The sequence below is a fragment of the Planctellipticum variicoloris genome, assembly GCF_030622045.1.
Classification (GTDB): Bacteria; Planctomycetota; Planctomycetia; order Planctomycetales; family Planctomycetaceae; genus Planctellipticum; species Planctellipticum variicoloris.
Window position 1 is genome coordinate 1,897,682 of the sequence record NZ_CP130886.1, and the last position, 23,695, is coordinate 1,921,376.

Below are 23,695 nucleotides of genomic sequence, written 5' to 3' on the forward strand. Positions count from 1 at the left end.
CCCTATTCGCTACTCACTCTTCTTCGCCCACTTCAGATGCCGGTGCAGGAACTCGAACGTCCCCTGTCCGTTGATCGTGTGCGGGCCATTGAAGAACTCGATCTCCGTCTTGTCCGCCAGTCCCAGCTTGGCGTAATGCCGGCGGACCTTGGCGTATTCCCACGCCACCCATTCATCCGGGGCGACGCCGTCGTCGTGACCCCGTTCGACCATGAACGGCCGGGGGGTCATCAGCGTCGACAGCTCGGCGTAGTTCGCGACGTGCCCCATGTTCCACTCGAAGATTTCATATTCGGGCGTGAAAACGTAGCTGTAACGGTCGTAAGTCGACGTATTCTTCAGCACCCACTCGTTATAGTCCGCCGAGCAGATCGAGAGGCAGTACTTCTCCAGCAGCGGCGGCACGCGGACCGCCGTCTTTCCGCCGTATGACAGCCCGTAGAACGCGATCCGCTCCGGATCGACGTTCGGCAGCGTCGCCAGCCAGTCGAGCGTCACCTGGTGCTGCGGCAGGATGTAGCTGAACAGCGATTTCCCGAGCAGGTTGGACTTCCGCTGCAGCGTCCGGAACCGGTCGTGACCCCGATACGGATTCTGGGGGGCGTAGACGATGAACCCTCGCTTTGCCAGTTCGGCGCTGAAGGCCTTGTAGGGGGGGTATCCGGGCGTCTCCGGTCCGCCGATCGTGTCCATCGGCACCCCCTCCAGGCCGTGCTGGCAGACGACGACCGGCCGCTTTTCGCCCGGTTTCAGATCCTTCGGCAACAGCAGAATTCCCCCGGCGATCACGTCCTCGTAGACGTCCAGCACCACCTCGTAGCCGACATACGCCGGATCGTCGAGGAGTTTTCTCGTCCGCGGATTGGCCGGCAGCGTCGGTTCGGGAAGCCGGCCGATCAGCTCGTCCCAGACCATCGCCCGGTACTTCTGCGCCGACTCAACCCACTTCTCCACCGATGATCGGTCCGCCCCGGCCCAGACCTTGTCGCGGTACCGGGCCGAACGGGCCAGCAGATTCTGCGTAAAGTCGATCAATTCCTTGACCTGCCGCTGTTGCCGGGCAATCGTGTTCGGCATCTGGTCCAGTTTCAGGCGTTCTCCCATGTCTTCGTCGTGCGCCTGCAACTCCAGTCCCGCCAGAAACGCCTTCAGGGCCGCCGGGCTGCCGGCCGGCCCGCGTCCATCCGGACCGCTGACTACCAGCTTCAACTTTCCGTCCGCCTTGAGCTTCTGGAACACCGGCTCAGCCCGGGCGAACTCCTTCCGCACGGCCGCCAGGTCGGCGGTCTTGATGGTTCCCGGCGCAGCCCCACCACGACGCCCCTGCACGGCCGGCAACGGGCCCTCAACCTCGGGGACGGCGCAGGCTTCGATCGTCAGCGACCGCGGAGCAACCATTCCCGCCAGCTCGGCGTCGCCGAATTCGTTGAGCAACTGCCACACATTCCGATCGATCGGCTCCTGCCAGACCCCTTCCCGCGGCTGAAAGTAACCGCAAACCAGCGCCGCCTGGATTCGAGGATCGAGCGCTGCGGCATGCAGCGCCAGCAACGCCCCGTCCCCCACCCCGGCGACTCCGATCGGCAGATCAATTCGCAGCTCTTCGTTGAACCGGACCAGATCGTCGACCGCCGCCAGGACCTTCTGGACTTCGTAGCCGATCACATGCCGGCCCATTTCGAACGCCGACCGATAGACCCATTCCCGGTGCGTCTGATTGGTCATCGCGATTTCGAGATTGCCGGAGAAAGTGTCTTCCCGGCTGATCAGCGTCGGAACGATCACCACCAGCCCCTGATCGGCCAGCCACCGCGGCAGAATCGTCGATTCCCGCTTGTCGGGATCGGCGCCGCAGAATTCCTCCGGGGTCCAGTGCGCATCCGGGAGGCAGACGACGAGCCCGACCGGCTCGACCGCTTCCGGCCACAGCATCAGCCCTTCGCCTGTCACCCCTTCCAGCACCTGCCAGCGGATCGGGTGAATGGAATAGAAGGCCCCGTGGTCTCCCTCCGGAATCTGAGTCCCCGGGGCGGGTGCGCCGGACAGCCGCGTCGTGGAAAGGTCTTCAATGCCGCCCCGCGTGAGCAGCGGATCGACCGCTCCCAGAATGGTCTTCAGCCGCTCGCGGTACGGAATCAGGCTCGTATTGTAGACTTCCGGGCCGCTGGTGTCGGTCTGCCACTTCGCTGCTCTGTTCTGTGCTGCCTGCTCGATGGCGCGGAGAGCGTACTTGTCGATTCCGTCGACCATCACCTCGTCCAGCGGTCGCGTCAGTTCGAGCTTGGCAGTCCCCGGTAGCGGATCGGCAAAGATCGTCGGATCCTGACCGGCGGCGAATCCGGCGGGAAGCAGCCAGAGCGCCGCCAGGCGCCAGCAGCGGAGATCGAGCATTGTGAGCGTCCTTCATGAGCTTCGGGAGGGGCATGAATATCCGCAGTCCCGCGTCAGTGTTACGGGCCGGCCGCGACGGCACAAGCTGTGCAGAGGACAGGAACCGCTTCCCGCCCTATAATCCAAGAGCTGTCCCTGCCGGTCATCCGGTCGCGGACCGCCTCACCACCACGGCCACCGTCGGAACCGCGTCTTGAAATCGCTGCTGGAGTGGTATCTGCGCATTCCGCCTGCCGCTCCCGGCGAGGGAACGGACTGGGTCTGGCTCTGGCGCCGCCCCTGGCCGGCAAGCTGGCCCGCCTGGTTGGTCGTGCTGGTCGGCCTGGCCTGTGCGGCTGTGGTGATCTGGTCCTACCGGCGCGATGCGGCCACGCTCTCCCGCGGTCGGCGATTGAGCCTGACCGGACTCCGCCTGCTGGTCATCGCGTTCGCGGTCCTGCTGCTCACCGAGCTGAGCGTCTCGGTGCACCGCACTGGACTGCCCGGCATCGCGCTGCTGATCGACACCTCCGCCAGCATGTCGCTGCAGGATCAGCCGGGGACCGAGATCACCGGCGCCGTGCCGAAAGGTGACGATCCGGCCGGACTGGCTGACGGCGCTCCGCACCGGCTGCAGCGGGCGATCGAGCTCCTGACCCGCGAAGATGCCGACTGGCTCCACCGGGTGCAGTCCTCCCATCAACTTCACGTCTGGCAGTTTTCCGAGACGGCGGTGCCGTTACTGGGGGGCGCCACCGTCAAGCGGGAGAACGAAACGCAATTCCTGCAGGAACTGCAGGGGCTGCGCCCCACGGGCGATCAGACGCGCCCCGCTCCCGCCGTCCGCAAAGTTCTTTCCGAACTGCGCGGGATGCCTCCCGCCGCCCTGATCGTCCTGACCGACGGCATCTCCAGCGCCGGCGCGGCCGACAGATTCTCCCGGATCGCCGATACCGCCCGTCGGAAGGGAGTGCCGCTGTATCTGATCGGCGTCGGCAGCGAGGAGCCCGTTCGCGATCTGCAGCTCTACGACACCCTCGTCGACGAAGTCGCCTTCGTCGGCGATCCACTGCCGATTTCCGCCAAACTGAAATCGTTCGGCTTCGCCGGACGGGACCTCGAAGTCCGCCTGCGTCGCGAAGGCTCGGACGAGATTCTCCAGAAAACGACCATCAAGGCCGGCCCCGATGGCCAGCCTCTCAAGTTCGAACTCAGTTACGTCCCCACGGAAGCCGGCGAGGAAGATCTGATCCTCGAAGTCGTCCTGGCCAATGGAGAAACGAACGATCGCAACAACGCCGAAGTCCGGCACGTCAGCGTCCGCGAAGAAAAAATCCGCGTTCTGCTCGCCGATGGCCTCCCCCGCTACGAATACCGGGCTCTGAAGCACCTGCTGGAACGGGACAAGTCGATTCAGCTCTCCGTCGTCCTGCAGGACGCAGACCTCGAATATCCCCAGGAAGACCGTGTGGCGCTGCCGCACCTGCCGGTTCAGCGCGAAGAGCTGCTGCAGTACGACGTGATCATTCTCGGCGATCTCGACCCCGGGCAGCTCAGCCCCGCGCTGCAGGAAAACCTGCGGGAGTTCGTTCGCGAAAAAGGGGGCGGACTGATTCTGATCGCCGGTCCCCGACACAATCCTCGGCAATTCCAGGGAACGCCGCTGGAGAGCCTGTTTCCCTTCGATCTGGCCGACGTGTCCAATCCTTCCGCGGAGCTGACTCGGAGCGGATTTCAGCCGGCCCTGACGCTGGAAGGGCAACGCGGCAACAGCCTGTTCCGTTTTGCCGAATCCGAACCGGCAAGTCTCGCCATCTGGAACAGCCTGCCGCCCCTTTACTGGCAGGTCGAAATTGCGGCGATCAAACCGGGCGTCAACGTCTTCGCGGAACATCCGCTGACCCGGAAATCCGAGATTCGCCTGCCGACCATCCTGCTGCAGCGCATCGGAGCCGGAAAAGTCCTCTTCCACGCCACCGATGAAACGTGGCGGTGGCGGTTCCGCACGGGCGATCTCTACTTCGGCCGCTACTGGGTGCAGGCGATTCGCTTCCTCAGCCGGGGGCGTCTGATCGGTCGGGATCGGGCCGCCGAACTGAGCATCGACCGCCTCGTCTACCAGCGGGGAGAACCCGTGCAGTTGCGAGTCCGGTTCCTCGACGACCGGCAGGCCCCCGCGGAAGCCGACGGCGTCACGGTCTTGCTCGAGCGTCAGGGAGAAGGCCAGCGTTCCGTCAAGCTGACGCGTGTTCCGCAGGCCCCGTCGCTGTTCGAGGGGCAGGTCTCGCAACTCCCGGAAGGGGCCTATCACGCCTGGGTGGCGCGTCCCTCATTTTCAGCGGCGCCCCCTGCCGCGGATTTTCGCGTCGAAGCGCCGCTGCTGGAACTGCAGCGCCGCAGCCTCGATCGAACCGATCTGCAGCTCGCCGCCCAGACGTCTCAGGGCCGATACTATCCTCTGGACGAAGCCGATCGGCTTCCGGACGACCTGCCCGAAGGCGCCGCAGTCACCCTGGCGACGCAGGATCCGATTCCACTCTGGAACCGCCCCGAGGTCCTGCTGCTGTTTGTGGCCCTGCTCGCGGCAGAATGGCTGCTGCGCAAACGCTGGCGGCTGGTATGATGTCTGCGGTCCTCCCAAAGCGCCTCGAACGCCGGTCCGTTCCATGACGTCCCCCGATCCCACCGTGATCCTCGACGAGCTCGCGCACTTCCGCTCCCGGGTCCGGCTGCTGATCTGGATCGGCGGCCTGGCCCGTATCGCCTCGGTGCTCTTCGGCAGCCTGTGCCTGGCCGGCTTTCTCGACTGGCTGATTCACTTTGACGACCCCGGCCTGCGCGTCCTCGTCGGCGGGACCATTGCCGCGGCCTGCGGCTGGATTCTCTGGCGATTCCTGATCGCCCCGCTCCGGGAATCCCTCTCCGGGGCGATACTGGCGGCCCGTCTCGAACAGCGCTATCCCGTTTTGCGCGGTCGACTGGTCAGCGCCGTGGAGTTTGTTCAAAACGGCTTTTCGAGCGCGGCCGGCGCGCCGGGGCTGCAGCAGGCCGTCGTTGCCGACGCCCTGAGCCGGCTGCCGGAAATCGAACTCTCGCAGGTGGTCGAAACCCGCGAAGTCCGCCGCATGACGCTGCTCGGCGCCGTCGTCTGCACTGTGACGCTGATCGTCGTGCTCCTCAATCCGCACGCCGCAGCCACGGCCATGACCCGCCTGCTGCTCCCCTTCTCCAGCCACCCCTGGCCTCGAACGCACAATCTGGTCCTGCTCCGGCCGTCGCTGGAACTGGTCGAATACGATCCCCTCGATCCGCTGCGCGTGGCCCAGGGGGAACCCGTCGAACTCTACGTGCAGAATCTCAACGGTCGCCTGCCCGATCGCGTCTGGCTGGAAATCCGCGAGCCGCATCGCGAGGACGTTCGCCGGGAGCCGCTGCGCAAGTTGACACTGCGAAACTCCGCCGATCAGGCGATTGCGGTGGCCGCGATCAATTTGACCGTCCCCGCTGCCGGAATTGAGTTCCGGGCCACGGGAGGCGACGACGACACAATGCCGTTTTACGGCGTGGAAGTCGTTCCGCCACCCGTGATCGAGTCGTTGCAGGTGACCGTCGATCCCCCAGCCTACAGCGGCCGCACGCTGGAGCAGCTTCCTCTCGATGTCGGCAATTTTGAAGGTCTGGTCGGTTCGCACGTCCGGGCCGTCGTTCGCGTGAATAAGCCGCTGCAGTCTGCGGCCCTGCACTGGAACGACTCGCCGCCGGAAACGCTGAAGCTCTCCACCGACGGCCGAGAATTCGTCGCCGAATTCGTCGTCCGCGAGCCGGGGCTGAATCACTACTGGTTCGCCTTGCAGGACCGCCAGGGTTTCGCCAATCGCGATGGCCAGCGCTACGAAGCTCGAGGCGTCGCGGACCTGGTGCCGGAAGTGGTCATCGAAGACCCTCCCGGCGACGTCCAGGCGACTGCCGACGCCGAGCTGCCGCTGCGGATTCTGGCCAAGGACGACCTGGGCCTGGCGCGCGTGGCCTTGAGCTACCAGCTCGAAGGCGCCGACGAGCCGGTTGAGATTCCGCTCGTCTCCGATGCCGCAGGCGAAGACCAGGTTCGTCCCGAGTTTCTGTGGAGGCTCGCGGACCTGTCGCTTCAGCCCGGCGGTCGACTGCAGTTCCGGGCCATCGCCACCGATCGTTGCGATCTGGGAGAGCCCCATCTCGGCCGCAGCATCCCGCGGCAGTTGACGGTCGTGTCGACCGAACAGAAACAGCAGGAAATTGTCGGGCGACTGTCGGATCTGCTCGACCAGTTGCGGGGAGCGATCCAGGTTCAGCAACGGGCGGAAACGCAACTGGGTGACGTCCAGCACCGGCTTGGCAGCGAGGGCAAACTAGAGCCGCAGGATCGCGATCTGCTCCAGCGCGTGGAACTGGACCAGCGCCAGGTCTCCGCAAAGCTCGGCCAGCCCGGCGATGGAGTGCAAGCCCGCGCCGCTCGACTCCAGGACGAGCTGAATGCTAATCGGATCGACGATCCGGAAACGGGGCGGCGGCTGCAGGAGCTGGAACTGCGACTCGATCAGCTCGGCCGCGAGCAGCTCCCCGGCATCGAGCGGGATCTGACCCAGAGTCGGAAAGCGGCATCGGCGGAACTGCTCTCCGCTGACCAGAAGCGAGAACTGACGACGTCCCTCGACCGGGCTCGTCGCGAACAGCAGGACACGCTGGAGTCGCTGCGGTCCCTGGAGAGCCAGCTCAGTGAATGGCGCGATCGACGCGACGTCGACGCCGAACTGTCGGCGATCAAGACCGATCAACAGAGCCTGAAGCGACTGACTGCCGAGCTTGCCGAACGCACCCTCGCTCGCCCGATGGCCGATCTGTCGCAGCAGGACCAGGCCGATCTGAAAGATCTCACCGATCGTCAGCGTCGTGCCGCGGATCGGCTCGATCAGTTCCAGCGACGCCTGGAGCAGCTCTCCAGGAAACTGGCCGCCGGCGAGCCGGAGACCGCCGAGACTTTCGAGAATCTGGAACAGGGCCTGCAGGACCAGGCGACGGCCGGCCGCATGCGGGAAGCTGCCGCCGCGCTGTCCCAGAACCAGCTTGGCCGCGCCGGCGAGCGACAGCAGCAGACGCTCAGCGACCTGCAGGATCTGGAAAAACTTCTGAACGATCAACCTCCCGACGACATCGAATTGATGGTCAAAAAAACGGAGGAAGTGGCGCATGACCTTGAGCAGATGCAGCAGCGCCTGACCGAACTGCAGCAGGGGCTGCGGCAGTCCATCGAAGACAAGACTCCTCCCGAAAAGCTCGATCCGCTCCGCGAGGAAGTTCGCGAAATCGCCCGGCAGGCGGAACGGATGGAACGCCAGCTCGAACGCCTGCAGCTCAAGCGTCCCGAGGAAACCGCCGAGCGACTGCGGCGACAGGTGGAACAAGCCGCCGAAAGCCTGGAAACGCTCCAGCCTCAAGAGGCCATGGAGTCGGTCGACCGTTCGCTCGATCTGATCGAACAGACTCGCCGCGAAGTCGCCGAACACCGTCGCCAGCTTGCCGAGCAACTCGCCCGAGAGCAGTTGGAAACCATCGCTTCCGAGCTGGAGTCGCTGCAGAAGCGGCAGCAGTCCGCATTGGACGAGACCGTCCGGCTGGCGACGGAGCACTCGAATCGCGGCAACTGGACGCGGGGGCAGCTCCGGTCGCTCAAAGATCTGACCGACAACCAGGCCCGCCTGCAGGCTGAGACCGAGACACTGACCGAACAGCTCTCGGCGGCGGAAGTCTTCGCGCTGACGCTCCGGGCGGCTGCAAAGCTCCAGCACCAGGCGACCGAGCGTCTGGCCGAGCGTGACGTCGGCGAACGCGCCCAGTCCCGGCAGCAGCGGGCCCTGGTTCGTCTTCAGCAGTTGCTGAAGGTTCTAGCCGACAGCCAGAAAACGCCCGGAGAGGGAGAGCCGGCCGGTGGACGCGAGTCCGGGGCCGGCGACGATTCCCCGCAGCAGGCCGGTCCGCCCGGCGAAAGCCTTCCGCAGTTGGCGCAGCTCAAGCTGCTGCGGACCCTCCAGGAAGCGTGCCTTGAACGCACCGCCGACCTCGATCAGCGTCGTGGGCCGGATGGGACGCTGCCGCCGGAGCTGATTGCCGAACGGGACGACCTCGCGGGCGAGCAGGCGGAACTGGCGGACCTGATGGTCGATCTTTTGTCGCGCCTCATGCAGGTCGCGCCGGCGCGGAGCGATCAGCCGACGGAACCCGCCGACGGAAAGGGCGTCCAATGAACCAGTTCCGACTCACCTGCCTTTCGATCGCACTCGTGATCGGCGGAGGAGCACGACTCACAGCCGACGAGCCTGCCGATGCGCGGCAACCCGTCAATCGTGGGGCGCCGATCACGCAGACCGATGCTCGGTTGAAATCCCGGCTTCAGGGAACAACCGGCCCAGGCCAGGAAAATCCGTCCGACAGGCTCCTGGAACAGGCTGCGGAGCGAATGCGATCGGCCAGCAACCGTCTTCAAGGCGGGCAAACCGGTCAGGAGACGCGGGACGAGCAACAGGAAGCGGTGGCCCTCCTGGATGAAATCATCAAGCAGCTTGAACAACCCCCGCCACCAGACCAGGGGGGAAACCCGCCCCCCCCCGATTCGCAGCAGAATCCGCCACCCGATTCTCAGAATTCGCCCCGGAAACAATCTCCGTCCTCGCAATCGAAGCAGCCGCCGGAGCAGTCCGAGTCGTCTCCCGGGAAGGAACAACGCACTCAGGGGGGCAAGCCGCAGGACAGCGACCAGGCCGAAGATTCCGAGGAGCGAGAACGAGAACGGCAGCGCCGTGAAACCGCGGAACTGAAGCGGAAGAAACTTCAGACCGACGTCTGGGGGCACCTGCCCGAGCACCTTCGGGAGCAACTGCTCAACACCTACAGCGAGCGCATGCTCCCGAAGTACGAAGGGCTGGTCCGCCAGTTCTACGAACGGCTGTCGGAAACCCCCTCGAAGAAATCCTCTCGCTGAGACTCCTTTCGCGAGTCCCGGCCGATTCCCCGGATCTGGTATCCTATGGCGCCGCGTGGTCGTCGATCGCAAAAACCTCTCCAGCGCCTGCTCGACAGCACCGCCCCGGCGTTTATCCTCGATGACCGTCGGTCCGTCGTCTTTTTCAACAAGGGCTGCGAAGATCTCACTGGCTGGCTCGCTGACGACGTCCAGGGTCGCGCATGCGACTACGCCGGCGCAGGAACGTCCCACTCGCTGGAAGCCGTTCTGGCGGCGCTGGCGCCTCCCGCCGAAGTCTGGGCCGGCCAGGCCGCCCGCGCACCGGTCTACGTACCGCACAAGACACGCCCCTCCGCGGCGAGAATGATCCACTTCTACCCGTTTCCTTGGGGCGACTCGCCCGCCTGGACGGTGCTGGGGGTGATTCAGCCGGTCCCGTCGCCCGGGCAGCCTCATCAGGTCCCCCTGTCGCAGCGTCTGCATGCGGAACTGGCTTCCGTCCGCCACGAGCTCCGCCGCCGATTCGCGGAAGATTCGCTCATTATTCAGTCGCCTGCCATGCAGCGCGTCCTGCAGCAGCTTCAGGTGGCGCGCGCCGTCGAGTCCCCCGTGCTGATCGTCGGCGAATCCGGCACCGGCCGCGAGCATCTGGCCCGCGTCCTGCACTACGGATCCCGCCTGGGGCGTCGATCGTTCACGCCCCTCGACAGCGGCCTCCTGCAGCCCCACGATCTGCGCCGACTGGTCAAGCAGGTGGCCCGGCCTTCCACCAGGCAGCCCGCGGTCGAAACGCTGCAGCCCGGTACGCTCTTTTTCCGGGACATCGAGCAGCTTGCCGCCGAGACTCAGCAGTTTCTCGCCGAAACGCTGTCCGCCGCGCCGGAGCTGCGGGTCGTCGCCTCGACAACGAATCCCCTGGAACGCCTGGTCGAACAGGGCCGGTTCCGGTCGGATCTGTTCTACGCGCTGACCAGCCTGACCATCGCTCTCCCTCCGCTCCGCCAGCGCCTGGAAGACGTTCCGCTGCTCGCTCAGTTTCTGCTTGAGGAACGAAATCGCGACGGCGCACGCCAGGTGACCGGATTTTCGGACGATACCTGGCGTGAACTGCAGCGCTATAGCTGGCCCGGCAACGTCCGCGAGCTGAGGGCCGTCGTCGAGGAAGCGCATGCCGCAGCCGCCGGGGCGCTGATCCGGCCGCAGGAGCTTCCATTCCGCTTCCGGACGGGAACGGAAGCACAAAGGCACGTCGCTCCGCCGCGCGTTCAACCGGTTCCGCTCGAGGCCCTGCTGGAACGCGTGGAACGCGAGCAGATTGAGGCGGCGCTGGCAGCCGCGAAGCAGAACAAGTCGCGCGCCGCTGAACTGCTGGGCATCAACCGCCCGCGGCTCTACCGCCGCATGGAACAGCTCGGCATCGTCGATCTGGAAGGAGACCCTCCAGCAGCCGAGTGAACCGCCACCTCCCGGCTCGTGTCTCCCTCCGGAAAGCCGGTTAGATCCGGTTGCAGCGATTGGCTCGACAAGACGACCGCGGCATGACCGGGTTTGCTTGCTTTCGCGCGGTCAGCCGATATAGTGGCGGCTGGCCTGCGGGCCGGGGAGAGGTGGCTGAGTGGCCGAAAGCACCGCATTGCTAATGCGGCGTCGGGGAAACCTGACCGCGGGTTCGAATCCCGCCCTCTCCGCCTTTGCTTTTGATCGATTGCCGCAAGTTGCTGACTGAAAGCAACTTGCGGCTTTTTCTTTGCTGCTGAACGACCTTCCTGGTGCACGTTTTGTGCACAATCGGAGCGCCGGGGAGTGGTTCAGAGGCCGCAGCGAAAGTCGCGAGCCCGTCGGGCTCGGGCGAACGCGCATCGGCCGCGTTTCGGCTGACCAGCACCACGGAGCCTGGCGGGTCTACTATCGCGAGGATGGCCGCGTCTCCGCCGCCGCATCGGGTCGGATCGGGGAGCCGCGAAACGTCTGGCTGCCGAGTTAAATGCCCAGGTGGCGACCGCATCTCCGACGCACTTTCAATTTGAGCCGATCAGCATAGCGAGACTGCGGCAGTCGTTCCTCAATGACCACGAGCACGTCGTCCGCTCATCGATGGCAACGATCGCGCGCCACCTGCGGGCGGGGAACGTGCTCAAGTCCCTGCCGGCCGGTTCGGAACTGTTCACGAAGGCCGTTTACGACAGTCTGGGGCGGACCACGACGCAGCACATCGGCTACGACACGGCGGAGACCGACTACAGCGACGCCGGGAGCGTGACCGACAACGTGATCCTGGAACAGAGCGAGACGAGTTACGACGCGGCGCGGAACGTCCTGCAGACGGCCAGCCGACAGCGGTACCATAACACTCCAGCGGCGCAGCTCGGGGCGTTAGGGAACCCGTCGACCACCCCCGAGGCGCGGGCGACCTGCCAGGCGCAGTGGGCGGACGCCCTCGGCCGCACGGTGGCCGCGGCGAGCTACGGCATCAACGGCGGTTCGACGAACACGATTCGCCCGACCACGCTGACCTACCCCAACGGCCGGGTGTTGACGTTTTCCTACGGAGCCGGGAGCATCGGCGACCGGAGTTCCCGAATCGCGTCCATCATCGACGACGATTCCACGCACCTGGTCGATAAGGACGGCGTCCCAACCGCTCAAACCGGCCAGGAAAAGTTCTAACCGTGTCTTGTCATCCCGATTTCCATCTCTCACGCTTCCGGGGGAAAAGGAGAAGGATCCGGACGGAGAAAGCCTCGGCCCTCCTGATGCGTTGACCGCCGATTGGAAGAGCGACTTGGTCGCATTCCTGAAACGTCATTGAGTGAATTCTGAGACAGACAGGAATGTCTGTCCCACCGGGTGAGAATTCCCCTGAAGCGGTGGCCCCGACGTTCTTGGCCGAGTTTCTCGGCGGAATCGTTCAACGGGGCCTATTCGGCCCGTGCCGCCGGCTGTTCCTGCACCGGCTCCTGCGGCTGGCTGTCCGTGGCGAACAGCACGGCGTGGAAGACCGTCGCGACGAGGCCGGCGACGACGAAGCGGCGGACGCTGACTTGGGACATCTGTCGGCGGGCGGCTCCGGTTTCCGGTCCTTCCACCGTCGGAAAGCCCGGCGACCAGTCGGTTCCGTCCGGCTCGATGTAGCGGATGCGGGACTTCCACAGGACCATCCCCAGGCTCCAGGCGGTCAGGAAGGCGAGCAGCAGGATTAGCAGCGAGGCGGGCTGGTCGACCTGTTCCTGCGTGAAGGTTCCGTCGGCGGCGAGCTTGGACGCAGTGGCCGCCCAGGTGTTGTTCAGAAAGTGGAGCAGCACCGGCGCCCAGAGGCTGCGTGTCGTGATGTAGAGAAAGTGCAGCGCCATCCCGAGCGGGATCACCGCCAGCACGTGGGCGGGATGCATGTGGACGACGCCGAACATGACCGAGCACATCAGCACGCCCGGCAGCCAGCCCCAGCGGGCCGTCAGGCCGCGACCGAGCAGGCCGCGGAAGATCAGTTCCTCGTTGATCGCCGGGCCGACGGCGAGGACCAGAATCAGCAGTTCGAGTCCTGCGCCCTGGGCGAGCTTTGCGACCATCTCCACGGAGCTGAGCTCGTCGAATGCCTGAAGGGCGGGGATCAGGGTTCCCAGCCATTTCCAGCCGATCTGGTTGATGCGGTAGAGCTCGCTGCAGAGGACGGAGAGCGGGAACATCAGCAGGATGACTGCGACGGTGTGAGGCAGGGTGGGACGGGACAGATTCAGAGGTTGCGACAGGCGCCCGCCGAGACGGATGGCGACCAGGACGAGGGTGAGGACGGTGACGACGAGCTGCTCGCCGGCGGCCAGCATCAGCCATTGTGCGGGGTTGAGATTGCCGAGCGTTCGGAGGGTGGCGGTGGAACCGGTCTGGGTCACTTCGACGAAGGCGATCCAGAGAATGGCGGCGATCCCGCCGATGAGGTGGAGACCGAAGACCAGGAACATCCAGCCAGTGGCTTCGGGGAGCCCCGGGCCGGGACGGGGAACGGCCGGCTCGACGAATTCCTCGATCGGCGTCGGGATGGGGGGCGTCGGGATGGCGGGGGGCTCTCCGGCGTCGGTCATCGGTTGGTCCGTGCGGTTGGGCGCCAGAGTCGCCAATTTTTTCCCGGGTCGGCGCGGCAGCCTCTGTGACGCGCCGGCTCGGCTCGGTAAGATCAAAAGTCTAGGTGTCCCGCTCCGGTCCGTCAAATCGCGGACTCAGGTTCCAGTCAGGTTCCCGGCATGTCTCCAATGTCGTCCAACGGTCGCAATGCTCGACTGATGGCGGCAGTCTTTTGCCCGCAGTGCGGCATCAGCTACTCGCCGCGGAACGGCGGCACGTTGTGTCCGACGTGCAAAACGCCGGTGGATCAGGGGCATACGAGCACCTGCGTGGCCGGAGCCGCGGAGGCGGCGGTTGAGGAGGAGTCGACGGCGGCTCCGAGCCGGGCCAGCGCCGCGGCGGCGGTCGAATGTGACGCGCTGATCGGCAAGACGCTCGGCGTCTACCGGCTGGAGGGGTTGCTCGGGGCGGGGGCGATGGGACGGGTTTATCTGGCGCGGCACCTCGATCTGCATCGTTCGTGCGCGCTCAAGATTCTGCCTCCGCGGCTGGCCGAGACCGATCCCGGATACGTCGACCGGTTTCTGAACGAGGGGCGCGATCAGGCGTCGCTGGTGCATCCGAATGTGGTGACGGTGCACGCGATCGGCGTGGAGAAGGGGTTCTACTTTCTGGAAATGGAGTTCGTGCCCGGGCGCTCGCTGGGGAGCATGGTCGGGGAAGAAGGGGCTCAGGCGCCGGTGCGGGCGACGACGTTGTCGTTGCGGGTGGCCGAAGGATTGGGGGCTGCGCACCTTGCCGGGATCGTGCATCGCGATCTGAAGCCGGACAACGTGCTGCTGACGCATACCGGGATTCCGAAGCTCGGAGACTTCGGGCTGGCCAAGCGCTTTGTGGTCCGGCAGGGGGCGGATCACGTGGAGTTTGCGGGGACGCCGGCGTATATGGCTCCCGAGCTGTTTCATGGCGCGGCGCCGTCGCCGGCCAGCGACGTTTACGCCCTGGGGGTGAGCTACTTTCAGCTTCTGACCGGGCGTTTGCCGTTCGATGCGCCGACGATTGCGCAGCTCCGCGAGCTGGTGACCGACGCCCCGATTCCGAGCGTGCGCAATCGGGGTCAGCGGATCCCGATGGAGATGGTCGAGTGCCTGCACCTGCTGATGGCCAAGGCCCCGGAGGGGCGGCCGGCGAGCGCGCTGGGGGCGGCGGTCCTGCTGCAGGCGGTGCTTGGGGAAGCGGAGGATCTGGAGTCTTTGCTCAGCAAGGCCTTCCGGGAGCACCGGGAGATCACGTGGAGGCGCGAGGGGGAGAGCTACCGGCTGAACGTCAGTTTCGCCAACGGCCGAAAGCAGATCGCGTTCATCGAGCCGAGCGGTCATGCGACGGCGGAACGAATGCTGCTGATTTCCAGCGTCTGCTGCCCGGCGGAGCCGAGTTATTACGAAACGGCGCTGCGGCTGAACTCGGAAATTCTGCACGGAGCGCTGGCGATTCGCGAGATCGACGGGCAGGCGGTGTTTGTGATGATCAACAACTACCCCTGGTCGACGGTCGATCCGGAGGAAATCCGCCGGAGCGTGCTGGAGGTGGCCCATCGCGCCGATGCGATCGAGACCCTGCTGACCGGCCAAGATCTGAACTGAACGAATGCATTGTTGAAGCCGGTCGATACGGTTCGGTCGCCCGTGCAAACCGACGCGGGAGATTTCTGCTGAGGAATTTCGACTGCGTCTGCCGAAGCGCTGCTTGACCGTGCCGTTTCGGCTCCCCTATTCTCGACATTTCCGATTCCCGCACGTGCACCGGCTGCGAAGAGTTTTCCGCCAGGGGGCGGCTCGCGAAACCGGTTCCGGACACTTTGACGGACGCTTCCGATGAAATTTGCTTCGTCTCTGGTGACTGCCGGCCTGATGTCCTTTGGATCGCTGACGGCCTCGGCCCAGACGCTGCGTCCCAATGAGATCCGCGTGGAGGCGATGGCGACGGGAGAGGAGCGGTCGGCTCAGGCCGATCTGTGGGTCATGGACGTCTATTTCAAGCCGCTCGGGCTGATTCCGGTGCAGGTGACCGATCCGGCGACCGGGGTGAAGCGGGAGCAGTTTGTTCTGTATATCACGTACCGGGCCTTCAACCGTCCGTTGCCGCAGCGGGGGGCCGAGGAGGCGCTGGTCAACGAGTTCGATCCGCCGGTCAGTTCGCCGCTGTTCGTTCCGGAGTTCACGCTGGTGGCTTCGGACGGAATTGAGCAGAAGGTGTACTCGGACGTGGTGGTTCCTGAGGCCCTGGAAGCGATCAATCGTCGTGAAAAGGGGCAGTATAAAAGCGCAGTGTCGGTCGTGGGGCCCGTCCCGGAAATCGTGACCCGCTCAGATCGGGATGCCGCCGAGAAGGGGATTTCCGGGGTCGCGATGTTTCAGGGAGTCGATCCGGACGCGGACTTCTATACGGTCTATCTGACTGGGTTTTCCAACGGCATTCGGCTGGCGCCGGGACCGGACGGAACGAAGATCGTGCAGACGAAGACGATTGTGCAGAAGTATCGTCGGCCGGGCGACCGCTTCGACCGCAAGGAGGAAGAGTATCTCCTGGACGGCGACTCGAAATGGATTTACCGCTGAATGCGGCAGCCGGGGCTCTGTGGCAACTTGCTGAGAGCCTTGAGGTTGCGTCGGGCGTAGCGGGACGGAATCCGCGGAAAATCTCGCGTCCGGAGGACTGGACAGAGCGCCTGGCGGCCTCTAGACTATCCGATTCATTCGCGGGGCTGGTCCGCGCACAGGGGCGTTTTTTCACGTTTGGCTGACGACTTCGGCCGGTGATTCAAGGGATTTGGCGAAATGGCTCATAAGAAGGGACAAGGCTCCAGTCGCAACGGTCGCGATTCGAACGCCAAACGCCTCGGCGTGAAGAAGTTCGGCGGCGAGCTGGTGATTCCCGGCAATATCATCATCCGGCAGAACGGTACGAAGTGGCATCCGGGACGGAACGTCGGCATGGGCCGCGACTATACGCTCTTCTCGCTCGTCGAGGGGAATGTCTACTTCGACCAGGAAGGCCGCCGCGTCAACGTCAAGCTGGCCGAAGTGGCCGCTGCGAACTGAGCGATCGCGGTTTGCGATAAGAATTCGCGCCCGATCCGGAACACCGGATCGGGCGTTTTCGTTGGGTGGTTGGCCTCAGCGCCCAATCGGGAGCTGCATTTCAACGGCGGGTGGCCCGGGGCTGTGCCAAAGGGGAGCCTTGGGCCTGGGCGTGATTTGCGAGAAAAAACGGGGCATCGCGAAGACGCTCCTGCCCGGCCATCCGATGCGGATTGGAGGGGAGCTGTATCGACGCGGCCCCTCGACGCCAGCCCCCGTTTACGGTTGCGGTTCCGGCGGCACCACGAGTTGCACGGGGACCTTCTGCTTCTTGCCTTCACGGATGATCGTGAGCGTGACCTTTTCCCCGGGACGTTTCTCCTCGATGTAGCTGAGGAAGTCCTCTGCGGTGGCGATTTTGACCTCGTCGACACCCACGATCAGGTCCGCTGCGGTGCGATCGACCTTCTCCACCACAAACGGGCCGCGCCGTCCGCGCGTGATCGTGGGTCCGCGGAGTCCCGCGGCCTCCGCCGGGCTGCCTGATCGCATGGCTGCGATCAGCAGGCCCTTATCGGTCTGATAGACCTTCACGATGCCGATGTCGGGCCGGATGACACGGCCGTGGGTCAGGAGCTGCGGGATCACTCGTCGGACCAGGCTGACGGGAATGGCAAAGCCGACGCCTGCGCTCTGGCCGGTGGTGGTGGCGATGGCCGTGTTGATGCCGATCAGTCGACCGTGCGCGTCGAGCAAGGGGCCGCCGGAACTGCCGGGATTGATGGCTGCGTCGGTCTGGATGATCGACCGGATCGACCAGCCTTCGCGGATCTTCAGGGTCCGGTCGAGGCTGGAGATGATGCCGGTCGTCAGAGTCCGCTCCAGCCCGAAGGGATTGCCGATGGCAAAGACTCGCATCCCGACTCGGAGCGACCGGGAATCTCCCAACGTCAACGGAAACAGCTCTTCGGCGGGGGCTTCGATCTTGATGACGGCCAGATCGTTGAGCGGATCGGCGCCGACGACCGTGGCGTCGTAACTTTCGCCGTTGTAGAGCGTGACGCCAATGGCTTTGGAGTCGCGGACGACGTGGTTGTTGGTGACGATGTGTCCCTGACGGTCGATCAAGGCGCCGGAGCCTGCGCCTTCGACTTCCAGCTCCATCAGGAGAAAGCGTTCGCCTTTGGCGGCCTTGGACGTAATGTTGACCACGCTGCGGTTGACCGCATCGTAAACGGCCACGTTCACGGTCTCGTCGGGTGTGAGTCCTTCCCGGCTGAAGACGCGAGCGACGAGCGGGTTTGCGATTTCGGCGGGGCTGGCTTCCTCGCCGGGACGCCCCGTGTTTGCCTCCTGAGCAACGACAACCGACGCCGGGGGCGACAGCAGACTGATTGTGAGCCAGCTCGCCAGGACGGCTGAAAACAGACTTGCCACAAGCAGCTTCATCGGGGAACTCCTTTTCCGCCTTCCCGCCGAATTTCGAGATCGATGGTATAGGGCGTTTCCGGCATCGGCTCAAGACCGGGCCGGGCCGGACCTGCGGGTGGCGATCCTGCGGTCATGCTCCTTTCCGGAGCCTGGCCGCAAACTTCTGCCGCAGCTTCGTCAGCTTGGGATTGATGACCGCCTGGCAGTAGGGCTGGGAGGCATGGCCGGCAAAGTAGCCCTGGTGGTAGTCTTCGGCGGGCCAGAAGCGGGGGAGCGGCTCCACTTGTGTGACGATCGGGGCAGGAAAGAGCTGTTGGTCGTTCAGCGCACGGATCTTGTTTCCAGCGGTTTCCCGCTGCAGATCGTCGTGGGTGAAGATCACCGACCGGTATTGGGTCCCGGCGTCGGCTCCCTGCCGGTTGAGCGTGGTGGGGTCGTGGGTCGCGAAGAACACGTCCAGCAGATCTCCGTAACCGATCGTTGCGGGATCGTAAGCAATCTGCACGACTTCGGCGTGACCGGTTCTTCCGGTGCAGACCTGTTCGTACGTCGGGTTTTCGACCGGACTGCCGGCGTAGCCCGAAGTCACCTTTTGAACGCCCTCCAGCTCCACGAACACGGCTTCCGTGCACCAGAAACAACCGCCCCCCAGTGTCGCAAGCTTCATTTCCGCCATTGTCAATCTCCCGTGCGTGTGCGTCGTTCTCGGCCTGCATTGCCAGTGCATTCTATCCATCCTGCAACCGGCGGCGATGACTTCCTGGCGGTCTGGGCGCGACCGTCAAGATTCACCAACTCCTCCAGGCCGACGGAACGACCCGAGTCCGCACGTCGACTCCCGCGAATTGGGTTGCCATCCCGACGACCGTCACTCATGCTGCAGCGGACGGTCTGTCGGTCCGGCGCGCGATGCCACTCATCGGCGTTGCTCGAATTGTCCGTCGACAGTGATGACACTCTCGGGAAAGTCGGATCCGGATGCGAATTGTACTTGCCAGTTCCGAGGCTGTTCCGTTTTCCAAGACGGGCGGTCTCGCTGATGTCGCCTCGGCTCTGCCGAAGGCGCTGGCGCTGCTTGGCCACGAAGTCGTCCTGATCACGCCGTACTATCCGCGAATACTGGCGGCGAAGAATGGCAGTACACCTGCGATTGAGCCGACGGGCGGCGAGGTCTCGATCCGGATTGCCGGTCGGACAGTGACGGCGCGAATTCTGCGATCGAGTCTTCCCGGTTCGTCGGTGACGGTTTACCTGATTGACCAGCCCGGCTATTTCGACCGGCCGGGATTGTATGTCGATGGCGGCCAGGATTTCTCCGACAACTGCGAACGCTTCACCTTCTTCAGCCGTGCCGTGCTGGAAGCGGCGCGCGTCCTCAATCTGCAGGCCGACATTTTCCACGCCAACGACTGGCAGACGGGGCTCGTGCCGGCGCTGCTGAAGGCGGAGTATCAGACGCAACCCGGTTTCGCCCATGCGGCCGCCGTCTTTACGATTCACAACATGGCGTTCCAGGGGCAGTACTGGCACTGGGACATGCTGCTGACGGGGCTCGACTGGAAGTATTTCAACTGGCGGCAGATGGAGTTTTTCGGCAACTTGAATCTGCTGAAGACTGGTATCGTGTTTTCGGATGTGATCACCACCGTCTCGCCGACTTATGCCCGGGAGATCCAGACTTCCGAGTTCGGTTGCGGGCTGCATGGCGTGCTGTCGTCCCGCCGTGACGATCTGGTGGGAATCCTGAATGGCTGCGATACCGAGGACTGGAATCCTGCGACGGACCCGTTGATTCCCCGAAACTACGATTTCCAGACGGTCTTTGAAGGCAAGGCGGTCTGCAAAGCGCATCTGCAGCGGCAGTTCGGCCTGCCGGAGCGGGCCTCGGCTCCGCTGATCGGCTCGATCTCCCGGATCACCAGTCAGAAGGGATTCGATCTGATTGTCGCCAGCGCACCGCGACTGGCCGAACTTGATCTGCAAATGGTCTTCCTGGGAACCGGCGACAAAGCGTACGAACAGAAACTGCAGAGTCTGGCTGCGAGCTACCCCGACAAAATTGCGGTCTGTATCGGGTACGACGAAGCGCTCTCGCACCTGATCGAAGCCGGGGCCGATCTGTACCTGATGCCCAGCCAGTTCGAGCCCTGCGGTCTCAACCAGATGTACAGCCTCATTTACGGCACGCCTCCCATCGTGCGGGCTGTCGGCGGGCTGGCGGATTCCGTGGTCGATGCGAACGAGGAAAACCTCGGTCAGGGGATCGCCAACGGCTTCACGTTCTACGAATCCGACAGCGAGGTGCTATTCCGTCAGGTCTGTCGGGCGATGGGGCTGATGCTGGATCGTCGGACCTGGGCGCAGCTCGTCCGCACGGGGATGGAACGGGACTGGTCGTGGCGCCGCAGCGCCGCTCAGTACGTTCGAACCTACGATCGGGCGCTCCAGAAGCGGGCCGGCGGAGTCGAGTAGCTCAGCAGTTCCGTCGTAGAAAAGTCCTCCCGCATGCCGGAATTTCGCCAGGACCCGCTGACCGGTCGCCGGGTCATCATGGCCCCCGAGCGCTCGGAACGCCCGATTCAGGTCGGGACAGGCCAGTCGCTGGCGATCGGGGACGTCGATCCGTTCGCCGAAGGGCGGGAGACCGAAACGACTCTGGAAGTCCTGGCCTATCGCGCCGCCGGCCTGGCTCCGAACGGCCCCGGATGGAGTGTTCGCGTCGTTTCCAACAAGTATCCGGCGCTGCAGAGGCAGGGAAATCACACGCTCCAGCAGGAGGGCATATATCAGTCATGCGACGCCGTCGGCGTTCACGACGTGATTATTGAGTGCCCGCAGAGCGAGAGCAGTCTGGCGCGGCTCAGCACGAAACAGGTTTGCGAAGTCCTGAAAGCCTATCGGGATCGGCTGATGGCGTTGAAGGAAGACCGCCGTCTGGAGTACGCGGTGATCTTCAAGAATCACGGCGCCGGTGCGGGAGCGTCGTTGCCCCACAGCCATTCGCAGCTCATGGCGCTGACCTTAATTCCGGACGCCGTAGTCGGCATGCGCGCCCGGGCGTTGCAGCATGCGACAAATCTCGGCCGCCCGTTGTTCGATCAAATGGTTGCGCAGGAACTTGAGTCCGGGGAGCGCGTCGTTCTGGAGACGCCCGATTTCCTGGTCTTCTGTCCGTACGCGAGCCGTTTCGCGTATGAAACGTGGATTCTGCCGCGTCACCCCGCATGCCACTACGGGGAGATTGAGCCCGGGCAACTTGGCGAGTTGGGAGCGCTTCTCCGCACGGTTCTGCGGAAGCTCGACGTCGCTCTGCAGGATCCGCCTTACAACTACCTGCTGCAAACGGCGCCGCTGCAAATCGGCGATCCCGTTCAGGATCGCTGGCGGATTGAGATCTGCCCACGATTGACCGGCGTCGCCGGCTTCGAATGGGCCACCGACTGCTTCGTCAACGCCGTTCTGCCCGAGTCCGCGGCCGCGATCCTTCGCGCAACCGACGTCCCGGGACCTGCGTGAAGCCGAGTCTCGATCGTCTGCGGTCCCTGATCCCCGCCCCCCGATTCGTCACCGCTTCTTCGGCTTGCGGGGCGACTCCTTGGCGGAATTCCGGAGCGTGCCGCCGCCGGAGCCTTTCTCGCGGTCGGCGGCGTCCTGCAGGTTGCCCCAGAGGAGCGCCAGGCCGGATTTGGGCTTGGGCTGGTCGTCGTTCTTCGAGATTCTGGCCGACTCGCTGGCCGGGATGATCAGCTCCGTTCCGCCATTTGCCGCGGTCGGCGTCTCCTTGTGCCGGGACAGGAGCCAGCGCTCGATGATGCCCCACAGGCTCGAAGCGATGAAGTACAGACAGAGCCCCGCCGGCACGCGATAGAACATGGCGCCCATGAAAATCATCATGAAGTTCATGACCTTGTACTGCATAGCCTGCTCTTCCGTCGTCGGCGGCGGCATGGTCAGCTTCTGCTGGGCCACGAACAGCACGATCGTCAGAATCGGGAGCAGATTGAACTGCGTCCATTCAAAGAACGGGACTGTGAAGGGCAGATTGAACAGCGCGTCGGGCGACGCCAGGCTGTCGATCCACAGGAACTTGGCCATCCGCAGATCGAGCGACGTATTCAGGGCCCAGTAAAGCCCCACAAAGATCGGCATCTGGACGAAGACCGGCAGGCACCCCTGGGCCGGGTGATACTGGTGCTTGCGGAACAGTTCACGCTGAGCCTGCACGAATTGCTCGGGCTGCTGGGCGTATTTCTTCTGCAGGGCCTGCAGTTCGGGCTGGAGCTTTTTCATTTTCTCCATGTTCGCGACCTGCTTTTTCGACAGGGGGAACATGGCGCCCCGGACGACTGCGGTCAGCATGATGATCGCGATGCCGTAGCCGACACCCAGGCTGTGCAGGCTCTTGAGCAGCCACAGCATGAACTCGGCGATCGTTTCGACCTGGAACAGATTCCAGAGGAACAGGAAGAAGCCCGACCCTTCGTTGTCGAAAACGATGCTCGTGGCGGACATCGCCGCGAGCAGTTCCTTCTTCTTGGGGCCGGCAAACATCTCGAAGCCGTTCGAGATGGAGCCGCCCGGCGGCAGCTTGAGCGCCGGGGATGTCAGTTCGACGGAAACGTCGCTGTAGTCTTTGTGGGTCCGGTGCTCGGTAATCACCACCGGCTGAGCCGATTCGACGGTCCGCGCCTTAAGCTGGTCCCCCAGCGGCTGGATCAGCGCCGCGAAGTACTTGTTGTCGACGCCGATGTACTTCAGCGGTCGCCGCCAGATTTCCGGCGTGTCCTTGTCCCGCTCGGCAACGACTTCCCGGGTTCGCATATGCCGGGGATCGGCGGCGCCGTCGTCCTCCAGAAACGCCATGCGGACGTCGCGCCACTTCGTCGAATTCGTCGGATCCTCCAGCGGTATGCCGACGGGCCCCTGCAGGACGTAAGTCACGGTCTTTTCGACCTGAGACAGATTCTTGACGGTGACCGTCAGGGTGAGGTCGTAGCCATCGGCCAGCGTATCCCGGATGCCCGGCGTCTTGAGCTGTTCCGCTGTCAGCTCCGCCAGCTCATAGCGCTTGGTGAATTCGAGCGCGCCGTCGGGCGAGACGATGCGGAATTCGACTGCGTGATCGGTTTTGCTGTCGGGAACGATTTCCCAGTTGACCGTATCCAGGAATTCCGGCTTGAGCTGTTTGTCAACGTCCGAGCTTCGCATCCCGAATGTCTTGACGGTCGCCAGCGGATCGGCGCCCAGGATCTTCAGCGGCGTGCCGCGGCGGCCGAATTCCGGGTAGCGCTTGTCATTGAGCTCGATCCAGGTGACGGCGGCGCCTTCGGTCGTCAGCTTGACGGACAGAAAGAAGGGGCTCGCCGGATCGAGCGAGCCAAGCTGAACTGTCTCCAAGGGATGCTTCGGGACTCCCGTGACCGGCGCTGCGACAGGCGCCTCCCCGGCTGGAACCGCCGCCGGCGGTTCAACGGCGGCAACCGCGCCCGCCGCGGCAATATTGGCGGGAGTCATCGCATCCGCGGGAACTTCGTCCTGTCCGGCATTCTGCTGCGCGGCTTCGTCGGCCGCTTCCGCGACTTTGTCCGCTTTGGGGGGCGGCGGGAACAGCCGCGGCATGATCACGTTGGACCAGCCGATCAGAATTGCCATCGAGAGGGCGATAAAGAGAACTATCCGTCGCTGTTCCATGCTGGCCGGTCCGTCAAGACCGCTCCCGTGGCAGGCCGCTGGCCCGCAGAAATTCGATAATTGCGCCGCTCAG

The 23,695-nt window shown here is 64.4% G+C and carries 15 protein-coding genes and 1 tRNA gene; 11 read left to right on the forward strand and 5 right to left on the reverse strand.

Annotation, left to right across the window (positions count from 1 at the left end):
• Positions 1-9 precede the first annotated feature (9 nt).
• On the reverse strand, positions 10-2,391 hold the full coding sequence (locus SH412_RS07510) for an alpha/beta hydrolase family protein (protein ID WP_336522890.1): 2,382 nt from the start codon (positions 2,389-2,391) through the stop codon (positions 10-12).
• Positions 2,392-2,584: 193 nt separating this feature from the next.
• Here SH412_RS07510 and SH412_RS07515 point away from each other — a divergent pair, with 193 nt between their 5' ends.
• The 6 genes from SH412_RS07515 (at position 2,585) to SH412_RS07540 (ending at position 12,031) form a co-directional block, all read left to right on the forward strand.
• Positions 2,585-4,993, forward strand: a complete 2,409-nt coding sequence (locus SH412_RS07515) for a VWA domain-containing protein (protein WP_336522891.1) — start codon at positions 2,585-2,587, stop codon at positions 4,991-4,993.
• A gap of 43 nt (positions 4,994-5,036) precedes the next feature.
• Positions 5,037-8,648, forward strand: coding sequence for a hypothetical protein (locus tag SH412_RS07520; RefSeq protein WP_336522892.1), 3,612 nt, complete (start codon positions 5,037-5,039; stop codon positions 8,646-8,648).
• Positions 8,645-9,382, forward strand: a complete 738-nt coding sequence (locus SH412_RS07525) for a prolipoprotein diacylglyceryl transferase (protein ID WP_336522893.1) — start codon at positions 8,645-8,647, stop codon at positions 9,380-9,382. The genes SH412_RS07520 and SH412_RS07525 overlap by 4 nt, the downstream gene beginning before the upstream one ends.
• 45 nt (positions 9,383-9,427) lie before the next feature.
• Positions 9,428-10,819: an AAA-type ATPase lid domain-containing protein gene (locus SH412_RS07530; RefSeq protein ID WP_336522894.1), complete on the forward strand. Its 1,392-nt coding sequence runs from the start codon at positions 9,428-9,430 to the stop codon at positions 10,817-10,819.
• Between the two features lie 146 nt (positions 10,820-10,965).
• A tRNA-Ser gene (locus SH412_RS07535) sits at positions 10,966-11,052 on the forward strand.
• Positions 11,053-11,356: 304 nt separating this feature from the next.
• Positions 11,357-12,031 carry a hypothetical protein gene (locus tag SH412_RS07540; RefSeq protein ID WP_336522895.1) on the forward strand — a complete coding sequence of 225 codons (675 nt, stop codon included), beginning with the start codon at positions 11,357-11,359 and terminating at the stop codon, positions 12,029-12,031.
• A gap of 251 nt (positions 12,032-12,282) precedes the next feature.
• On the opposite strand, the gene SH412_RS07545 is transcribed toward SH412_RS07540, so the two are convergent.
• The gene (locus SH412_RS07545) at positions 12,283-13,440 is read right to left on the reverse strand and encodes a CPBP family intramembrane glutamic endopeptidase (protein ID WP_336522896.1); all 1,158 of its coding nucleotides are present in this window, start codon (positions 13,438-13,440) and stop codon (positions 12,283-12,285) included.
• A 159-nt stretch (positions 13,441-13,599) separates the two neighbouring features.
• Between SH412_RS07545 and SH412_RS07550 the strand changes: the two genes are divergently transcribed.
• The 3 genes from SH412_RS07550 (at position 13,600) to rpmA (ending at position 16,521) form a co-directional block, all read left to right on the forward strand.
• Complete coding sequence (locus tag SH412_RS07550; RefSeq protein ID WP_336522897.1) at positions 13,600-15,063, forward strand: serine/threonine-protein kinase; 1,464 nt, start codon at positions 13,600-13,602, stop codon at positions 15,061-15,063.
• Positions 15,064-15,294: 231 nt separating this feature from the next.
• Positions 15,295-16,038, forward strand: coding sequence for a hypothetical protein (locus SH412_RS07555; protein WP_336522898.1), 744 nt, complete (start codon positions 15,295-15,297; stop codon positions 16,036-16,038).
• 219 nt (positions 16,039-16,257) lie between these two features.
• Complete coding sequence (gene rpmA, locus SH412_RS07560; protein ID WP_336522899.1) at positions 16,258-16,521, forward strand: 50S ribosomal protein L27; 264 nt, start codon at positions 16,258-16,260, stop codon at positions 16,519-16,521.
• 258 nt (positions 16,522-16,779) lie between these two features.
• Here the strand turns inward: rpmA and SH412_RS07565 are convergent, their stop codons facing one another.
• A complete protein-coding gene (locus SH412_RS07565; RefSeq protein ID WP_336522900.1) occupies positions 16,780-17,949 on the reverse strand; it encodes a S1C family serine protease in 1,170 nt (389 codons plus the stop codon).
• Between the two features lie 112 nt (positions 17,950-18,061).
• A complete protein-coding gene (gene msrA, locus SH412_RS07570; protein WP_419555791.1) occupies positions 18,062-18,613 on the reverse strand; it encodes a peptide-methionine (S)-S-oxide reductase MsrA in 552 nt (183 codons plus the stop codon).
• Between the two features lie 296 nt (positions 18,614-18,909).
• Here msrA and glgA point away from each other — a divergent pair, with 296 nt between their 5' ends.
• Entirely contained in the window at positions 18,910-20,403 is a 1,494-nt protein-coding gene (gene glgA, locus SH412_RS07575; RefSeq protein WP_336522902.1) for a glycogen synthase GlgA, read from the forward strand.
• Positions 20,404-20,436: 33 nt separating this feature from the next.
• A complete protein-coding gene (locus SH412_RS07580; RefSeq protein ID WP_336522903.1) occupies positions 20,437-21,447 on the forward strand; it encodes a galactose-1-phosphate uridylyltransferase in 1,011 nt (336 codons plus the stop codon).
• A gap of 48 nt (positions 21,448-21,495) precedes the next feature.
• Here the strand turns inward: SH412_RS07580 and SH412_RS07585 are convergent, their stop codons facing one another.
• Complete coding sequence (locus tag SH412_RS07585; RefSeq protein WP_336522904.1) at positions 21,496-23,622, reverse strand: YidC/Oxa1 family insertase periplasmic-domain containing protein; 2,127 nt, start codon at positions 23,620-23,622, stop codon at positions 21,496-21,498.
• Positions 23,623-23,695: the final 73 nt, after the last annotated feature.

What these genes read in the sequence shown, in the direction of transcription:
- SH412_RS07510 (WP_336522890.1), bottom strand. Translation starts at nt 2,391, where the DNA reads ATGCTCGATCTCCGCTGCTGGCGCCTGGCGGCGCTCTGGCTGCTTCCC.
- SH412_RS07520 (WP_336522892.1), top strand. Translation starts at nt 5,037, where the DNA reads ATGACGTCCCCCGATCCCACCGTGATCCTCGACGAGCTCGCGCACTTC.
- SH412_RS07525 (WP_336522893.1), top strand. Translation starts at nt 8,645, where the DNA reads ATGAACCAGTTCCGACTCACCTGCCTTTCGATCGCACTCGTGATCGGC.
- SH412_RS07530 (WP_336522894.1), top strand. Translation starts at nt 9,428, where the DNA reads ATGGCGCCGCGTGGTCGTCGATCGCAAAAACCTCTCCAGCGCCTGCTC.
- SH412_RS07545 (WP_336522896.1), bottom strand. Translation starts at nt 13,440, where the DNA reads ATGACCGACGCCGGAGAGCCCCCCGCCATCCCGACGCCCCCCATCCCG.
- SH412_RS07550 (WP_336522897.1), top strand. Translation starts at nt 13,600, where the DNA reads ATGTCTCCAATGTCGTCCAACGGTCGCAATGCTCGACTGATGGCGGCA.
- SH412_RS07555 (WP_336522898.1), top strand. Translation starts at nt 15,295, where the DNA reads ATGAAATTTGCTTCGTCTCTGGTGACTGCCGGCCTGATGTCCTTTGGA.
- rpmA (WP_336522899.1), top strand. Translation starts at nt 16,258, where the DNA reads ATGGCTCATAAGAAGGGACAAGGCTCCAGTCGCAACGGTCGCGATTCG.
- SH412_RS07565 (WP_336522900.1), bottom strand. Translation starts at nt 17,949, where the DNA reads ATGAAGCTGCTTGTGGCAAGTCTGTTTTCAGCCGTCCTGGCGAGCTGG.
- glgA (WP_336522902.1), top strand. Translation starts at nt 18,910, where the DNA reads ATGCGAATTGTACTTGCCAGTTCCGAGGCTGTTCCGTTTTCCAAGACG.
- SH412_RS07580 (WP_336522903.1), top strand. Translation starts at nt 20,437, where the DNA reads ATGCCGGAATTTCGCCAGGACCCGCTGACCGGTCGCCGGGTCATCATG.
- SH412_RS07585 (WP_336522904.1), bottom strand. Translation starts at nt 23,622, where the DNA reads ATGGAACAGCGACGGATAGTTCTCTTTATCGCCCTCTCGATGGCAATT.